This is a genomic window from Synergistota bacterium (assembly GCA_021159885.1).
Classification (GTDB): domain Bacteria; phylum Synergistota; class GBS-1; order GBS-1; family GBS-1; genus AUK310.
This window is the reverse complement of record JAGHDO010000091.1, coordinates 65,382-71,381: the sequence shown is the minus strand read 5'-3', so window position 1 is coordinate 71,381 and position 6,000 is coordinate 65,382. Positions and strand designations below refer to the sequence as shown.

The 6,000-nt window shown below is 44.1% G+C and carries 8 protein-coding genes; 1 reads left to right on the top strand and 7 read right to left on the bottom strand.

Annotated features, from left to right (window positions below; all coding sequences use genetic code 11):
- From J7M13_09510 to J7M13_09485, 6 genes are all read right to left on the bottom strand, one after another.
- A partial coding sequence (locus tag J7M13_09510) for an NAD-dependent epimerase/dehydratase family protein (protein MCD6364215.1) occupies positions 1-730 on the bottom strand: 730 nt, incomplete at its 3' end.
- Entirely contained in the window at positions 727-1,827 is a 1,101-nt protein-coding gene (locus J7M13_09505; GenBank protein ID MCD6364214.1) for a SufD family Fe-S cluster assembly protein, read from the bottom strand. The genes J7M13_09505 and J7M13_09510, both read right to left, overlap by 4 nt.
- Positions 1,809-2,561, bottom strand: coding sequence for an ABC transporter ATP-binding protein (locus tag J7M13_09500; GenBank protein ID MCD6364213.1), 753 nt, complete (start codon positions 2,559-2,561; stop codon positions 1,809-1,811). The genes J7M13_09505 and J7M13_09500 overlap by 19 nt, the downstream gene beginning before the upstream one ends.
- 16 nt (positions 2,562-2,577) lie before the next feature.
- Positions 2,578-2,970 carry a hypothetical protein gene (locus J7M13_09495; protein ID MCD6364212.1) on the bottom strand — a complete coding sequence of 131 codons (393 nt, stop codon included), beginning with the start codon at positions 2,968-2,970 and terminating at the stop codon, positions 2,578-2,580.
- A gap of 388 nt (positions 2,971-3,358) precedes the next feature.
- The gene (locus J7M13_09490; GenBank protein MCD6364211.1) at positions 3,359-3,937 is read right to left on the bottom strand and encodes a sigma-70 family RNA polymerase sigma factor; all 579 of its coding nucleotides are present in this window, start codon (positions 3,935-3,937) and stop codon (positions 3,359-3,361) included.
- 4 nt (positions 3,938-3,941) lie between these two features.
- Positions 3,942-4,979 carry a hypothetical protein gene (locus tag J7M13_09485; GenBank protein ID MCD6364210.1) on the bottom strand — a complete coding sequence of 346 codons (1,038 nt, stop codon included), beginning with the start codon at positions 4,977-4,979 and terminating at the stop codon, positions 3,942-3,944.
- 81 nt (positions 4,980-5,060) lie between these two features.
- Between J7M13_09485 and J7M13_09480 the strand changes: the two genes are divergently transcribed.
- Positions 5,061-5,399 carry a cupin domain-containing protein gene (locus J7M13_09480; GenBank protein ID MCD6364209.1) on the top strand — a complete coding sequence of 113 codons (339 nt, stop codon included), beginning with the start codon at positions 5,061-5,063 and terminating at the stop codon, positions 5,397-5,399.
- 18 nt (positions 5,400-5,417) lie between these two features.
- Here J7M13_09480 and J7M13_09475 read toward each other — a convergent pair whose 3' ends face one another.
- Positions 5,418-5,966: a hypothetical protein gene (locus J7M13_09475; GenBank protein ID MCD6364208.1), complete on the bottom strand. Its 549-nt coding sequence runs from the start codon at positions 5,964-5,966 to the stop codon at positions 5,418-5,420.
- Between the last annotated feature and the right edge of the window lie 34 nt (positions 5,967-6,000).

The window sequence follows — 6,000 nt, the reverse complement described above, 5'->3', positions numbered from 1 at the left end:
TATCACTTCCGAGGTTTATGATTTGGAACCCCTTGAGATTCAAAGCTCTAACGGTTCCCTCCACGATATCATCTATGTACGTGAAGTCCCTCTCCTGACTCCCATCTCCGTAAATGGTTATCTCCTTCCCCTCATATATGAGTTTCATAAACTTAAAAATACTCATATCGGGTCTGCCCGCAGGACCATAGACCGTAAAGTATCTGAATATGGTTATATCTAAGCCATAGAGGTAATGATAAGCATACGCCCAACATTCAGATGCTCTTTTCGAAGCAGCATAAGGAGAGAGGGGCCTATCAGCTTTAGCATCTTCGGAAAAAGGTACATCACTTAATCCATAAACGCTCGAGGTGGAAGCGAGAACGAGCTTCTCGATCCCAAACCTCCGGGAAAGCTCAAGCAGATTTAACGTACCAATCTCGTTTGCTCTCAAATAGGACCAAGGATCCCTAACACTTCTTCTTACACCAGCTCTTGCCGCTAAATTTAAAACCGCTGAGAATCGAGCAGATTCAAATAGAGGGAGCAAATCATCCCACTGGGATATATCAAGCTTTTTAAATTTAAAGCCCTTTCTATCAAGGAGCTTAGAAAGACGCCACTTTTTTATTCTCACATCATAAGTCTCGTTAAGGTCATCCACGCCATATACCTCAAAACCCATATTAAGGAGACGCTCCGCCACACTGCTACCTATAAAGCCCGCACAGCCAGCGAGGAAAATCAAAGCTCTTTTCCCCCTTCAAAGGTCAGATCTATAATACGGTTCATTTCCCTTCTTAACTCCTCCGGCAATCCCTCAATTTCCACTTTCATAAATCCTCTAACTATAAGAGACTTCGCTTCATCCTCGCTTAATCCTCTTGCCTGGAGGTAAAGAAGTTCCTCCTCGCTAAGCCTACCTACAGCAGCCTCATGGGAAAGATCCACATCATCTCTAAAAGCTGTGAGTTCTGGCACTGCGCTTATAATCCCACTCTCCTTTAAGATAACTCCGTGACATTCAACATGTCCTCTGCAATTTGAACCCTTACCCTCAACGCTGGCCCGTGCTATAATCTTACCTCCGCTACTTACAGAACGAGATATGGACTCTCCCTTCGAGTCTTCCCCTTCAAGAATGAGCTTTGAGCCTATGTCCACAAACGAATTAGATGGCGCATATACCACAGAATAGCTTCTTGCAACGCCGTTATCCTTGACTATCATCTTGGGATAGCTTTTAAGATACTTTACCTCCTTTAAACAAACATAGTTAGAAACAAAACCTCCCCCTTCCTCTACAAGGGCAGCACTTTTGGGGTAAACCTCTACATCCGGTGCCCAAGAGTGAAACATACTGTAGGTAAGAAAAGCTCCCCTCTCCACAAATATTTCGGTAACCGCATAATGATAGCCTGATGAAACATGCGAGGATGTTAAACATCCAGTTATGAGATGTACCTCAGCACCCTCCTCAGCTACTATAACGTTATGAACAACTTGAGAAAACGCCTCACTTCTTAAAAGGTAGCATGCTTGCATGGGGAGCACTATTCTTTCCCCCTTCTTAACCCTTGCAAATAGCCCTCGCAATGTGGAATTGTAAACCTTTCTCGTTATCTCATCCTCATCCGGGGAAAATAGCTTCCACCAGTACTTCTCCTCAACCTCCGGAATCAGCTTCAGCGCATCAGATATCGGCATGACTTCAAGCCCACTCTCCTTAGCAAAGGAAACTAAGGTAAGATCATCGCTTAAAGCAAAGCTTCCCGCCTTATCCTCCGCCTTAAGATCAAAACCTAAACGCTTTAGCTCTTCATCATTCATGACATTTCCTTGCATACCTCACACCCCTTATACCCCTGCTTTTTGATGGTCAGAAGAATATCCCTCGGATTTTTATTACATATCAGTCTCCCGTCGAGAAGAACATGAGCCGCATCTACGCTAACATAGTCCAAGAGGTAGCCTGTATGGGAAACTATAAGAGCGCTTTTAGAATAACCCTTTGGAGTCTTTTTAACATAAGGGCCTCTCTCAAGAAGCCTATTTATAGCTTCTCCCACGAGAGCTATGCTCTCAAGGTCAACGCCTGATTCCGGCTCATCAAACATAATAAACCTTGGATTCTGCGCAAAAAGCTGCAAGAGCTCTGATCTCTTTCTCTCGCCTCCCGAAAAACCCCGATTTATCTCTCGCGAGGCGTGATCTTCAAGTTTTAAAAAGGAAAAAAGCTCCTCAGAAAAACCATCCCCGGCGGATAAAAGCTTAACAAGCTCCTTTAACTTCACACCCTTAACGGCAGGAGGAGACTGAAATGCGATACCCATGCCAAGCCTTGCTCTCTCCCACATAGGTAGGTCGTTTATAAGCTTACCGTTGAAAACTATCTCCCCCTTTATAATCCTACATTGAGGAAAACCCATTATGGTCAGCAGGAGAGTAGTCTTACCGCTACCATTAGGTCCAAACAAAATATGAACTTCCCCATCGCCTATATCCAGATTTATACCCCTCAATAAAACTCTACCACCAACCTCAACCCAGAGATCCTTTATCTTAAGCACGTTTATCAACCCCCTCAGAGGAAGATTATATCATAATTGAGATCAGTGTACCCAATCCATAGATCATCAAAAAGTTAAACAGAATCCGCAAGTAAAAGCGACCCAGGACAAGAAAAAATACCAGGAATGGGAGCATACCTAATATAACGAAAAAAAACTCGCTAAAACCTTTCATTTTAAAAGCCTTCATAAACTTCTCCCCCACGCAGGAATAGAAGCCAGCTAAACCTATTGCAGACGGCAAAAGAAAAACCCCTAAAGTAAAGAACCTATAAACCGGCGGAACCATAAAGAAAATCAAAAATATCAAAGTTCCAGCGATAACAGCAAGGGGGGCTTTTTCCTTCAGCGAGAATTTTAGCCTTGAAACCAATCTTGGGTAAATCAAAGGAACAAAAGCACTTATAACGTTCAGCAAAATGGCTATTTTTCCCAAAGAAAGAAAGATATGGCGAGGGCGAGCAAGAAAGCGGGGAAAAGGGAACGGGGGATGAATGGGTAACCCCTTAGGGGGTAATACTCCATACGCGGAGGAAACACATAAAAAAGCAAAAAAACAAAGAACAATAGTAAAGATAACAAAGCTACGAATACCCGCACCCTTCTTTCCTTTCTTTCCCCTAAGGACCTTTTCCAATCCAGCTTTTCTGCTTTCTTTTCCTTCTCGGCAAAAACCCTCCATAGTATATACTCCTCCCAAAGCTCTGGAAATGCTTCCTTGAGGCGCTTCAAAGCAACCTCTGCCTCTTCCTCAGAAAGACTTCCTTCCTTAAGGAGACTAATCAACTTCTCCGCTTCCTCTCTCTTCAGAGCTTCATCACCTTCCTTAAAACAGAAAGAGCCCTGCTAAAGCGTTTTCTAACCGTTTCAACTTTCATTCCAAGCTCTCGTGCGATCTCCTCATGGGTTAAGCCCTCTTTAAATCTCAAGTAAACTATCACTCTCGTCTCTTTGGAAAGACTGGAGAGCGCCTCTTCCAATGCGCTCTCCAGCTCCAACCTACCATGAGAGGTATCCTCGGATTTAAGATCTATTCCTTTATCCGAAAGCTCATCTATGCTAATCATTTTCCTCTCCTTTCTTTTCATGCTAAGAAAAGTTGTCAAAATAACCTTCCTCAACCAAGGCTTGAAATCATATTCAGATTTGTAGGTTCCAAGAGAGTTATAAAGCTTCCACAAACTTTCCTGAAAGAGGTCCTCTCCCTCGTCTCGGGATGAAGTAAGGGAGAATACCATAGATCTTATAAATCCCTGATACCTATACACTAAGTATTCAAAAGCAATATCATCAGAAACAGCAAGCCTGGCGAGCTCGGCATCGCTAAGCTTCTCCAGCTTCTTAATTTCAGGTAAAACTCTCTTAAATGTAAAAGTTAGCTCCAAAGCCTTATATTCCTCCCCTCGCAACTATCCTAACACTGTAGCTTCCAGCCGGCGTGTAGACCCTTATATAAGCGCTTCTCCAACCAGGTGGAAGATTTGTACCATAGACTCTAACCCTAAAAGTTCTCGAGCTATAAGCAGGAATGTAAGTTATCATCGGATAGACCCTCAGCCAGGGTACGTTTTCGCTAAGTCTCACTCTTATAGGCGAGGAAGAATAGTTTCTAACCACAAATGTTCTTACCCTTGTCATGCCATACCAAACTGTACCAAAATCCAGATAGGTAGGATAAACCCTGACCCTTGCAGTATACGGTGGCGAATATCCTCCTCCAAGTCTCGCGGTAACTCTGACATTTATAACTCCCCAAGGAAAGTAAAAGCTGACATATCCCTCAGCAAAACTTCCTGGAAAGTAATCCACATATACGGATATTGGAAGCCTACGAGAACCGAAAGCCGGTATCCTTACAGAAGCATAGCGTACCCTTATCCAAGGAGCTCCAGGCTTAATTCTAACGGTTATCGGGAAGGGAAGTGGATTATAAAGGGTTATATATTTTGTATCCCTGCCATAAACCACCACCCCAAAGTCTATGAGCGTTCTTGAAACGCCCCTCCTTCCCGAAGGTCTTGGTGGTGAGGGTCTATAGGAAGGGATTACCCTTGCTCTCCAATAAACATAGCGCCGTCCGGCGTTCGTGTTCACCACAACTCTACCACTTCTGTACCTCACACCTGAGAACCTTGCCAAGAAAGTTGCCCTAACAGGTACCCTGCTCCCAGGACCAACGATAAAGCGGAACCGCGATAACCTGATCATCGGCGACCCCGCATTTAGCGTCACTCTTAAAGCTGTTGTCCCGGTATTAGCGACATAAAAAACTCTTGAAGAGCTCCCTCCTTCCCTAACGCTTCCGAAATTAAGGGACGTAGGATAAACCCGCACGGCGGGAAAAGCATAAGCATCACCCGCTATAGTCATAAGCAACGCCGAAAACAGGAGAACTGAAATTAGTAGCAGCGTTTTCCTCGCTCTCATGTTCTTCTCACCTCCTTTTCAAAAGCTTTATCATATTATATCATTGTTTAAGATAAAAATCCTAAAAAGGAGGGGAAGTTCATGATCGTCAGGAAGTGGAAAGACGTTGAAGCAAGCGACGTTAAGGAAGAGGGAGCGAAAAACGTTTGGATAAGAATCTTAATAGGGGAAAAAGAAAATGCCCCTCATTTTATAATGCGCCATTTTACGATCGAGCCCAAGGGAAATACTCCATACCATAAACATGACTGGGAGCATGAAGTGTTCGTTCTAAGTGGAAAGGGCGTAGTTCGTGGAGAAAACGCCACATATAGCATAGAAGCCGGGAACTTCGTGTATGTACCTCCGAACGAAATGCACTCGTTCGAAAATCCGTTCGATGAGCCCATGACGATACTCTGCATAATACCTAAAAAGTGAGGGGGAGGAGGTTCCCCCTCACCACATCATCCTCCTTCCCCAACCTCTTAAAGGAAACCTCCTAAACCTTCTTTTTCTAAGAACAGGATTTATTTTAGCCAGGAGTTCCCATTCTTTCTTTATAAGCTGGGATGGATCTATCCCGCTTTCCCACAAATAAAGAGGTGGGTTCTTACGAAACTCTTTGAGTACTTCTTTTACATCCCTGTTAAGAAGCTTAGATAAAGCAACGGCCCTCACAAACATCCTTGGTGGCATTGGATACTTCTTCCATGCTTCCTTGAGCTTCTCTACTGGAATCCCGGTTGCCTCCGAGAGAGCTTTTACTGCAGCTTTAAGCCTATCAACAAAAGGTAGGCGCCTTGGAGGCATTAGAGCAACCCATCCCCCAGGGTAGAGTCCAACCTTCCCATAATACCAAGGGATAGACTGCCCCCCAAACCAGCAATAGGGTGGATATGCCAGTTGTTGTGGATCTCCCCACGCTGGGAAATAGGCTAAAGCCGTTCCTCCAAAACCAGCAACCAGCAAAGCTACCGCTATTGGAATCGCTATCTTTCTCCTCATAAAAAAATCACCTCCCATCTATATATACGCAAAT

Bases quoted from the DNA above. Each gene is read 5' to 3' on its own strand.
- J7M13_09505 (MCD6364214.1), bottom strand. From the start codon at position 1,827: ATGCAAGGAAATGTCATGAATGATGAAGAGCTAAAGCGTTTAGGTTTT.
- J7M13_09485 (MCD6364210.1), bottom strand. From the start codon at position 4,979: ATGAGAGCGAGGAAAACGCTGCTACTAATTTCAGTTCTCCTGTTTTCG.
- J7M13_09480 (MCD6364209.1), top strand. From the start codon at position 5,061: ATGATCGTCAGGAAGTGGAAAGACGTTGAAGCAAGCGACGTTAAGGAA.
- J7M13_09475 (MCD6364208.1), bottom strand. From the start codon at position 5,966: ATGAGGAGAAAGATAGCGATTCCAATAGCGGTAGCTTTGCTGGTTGCT.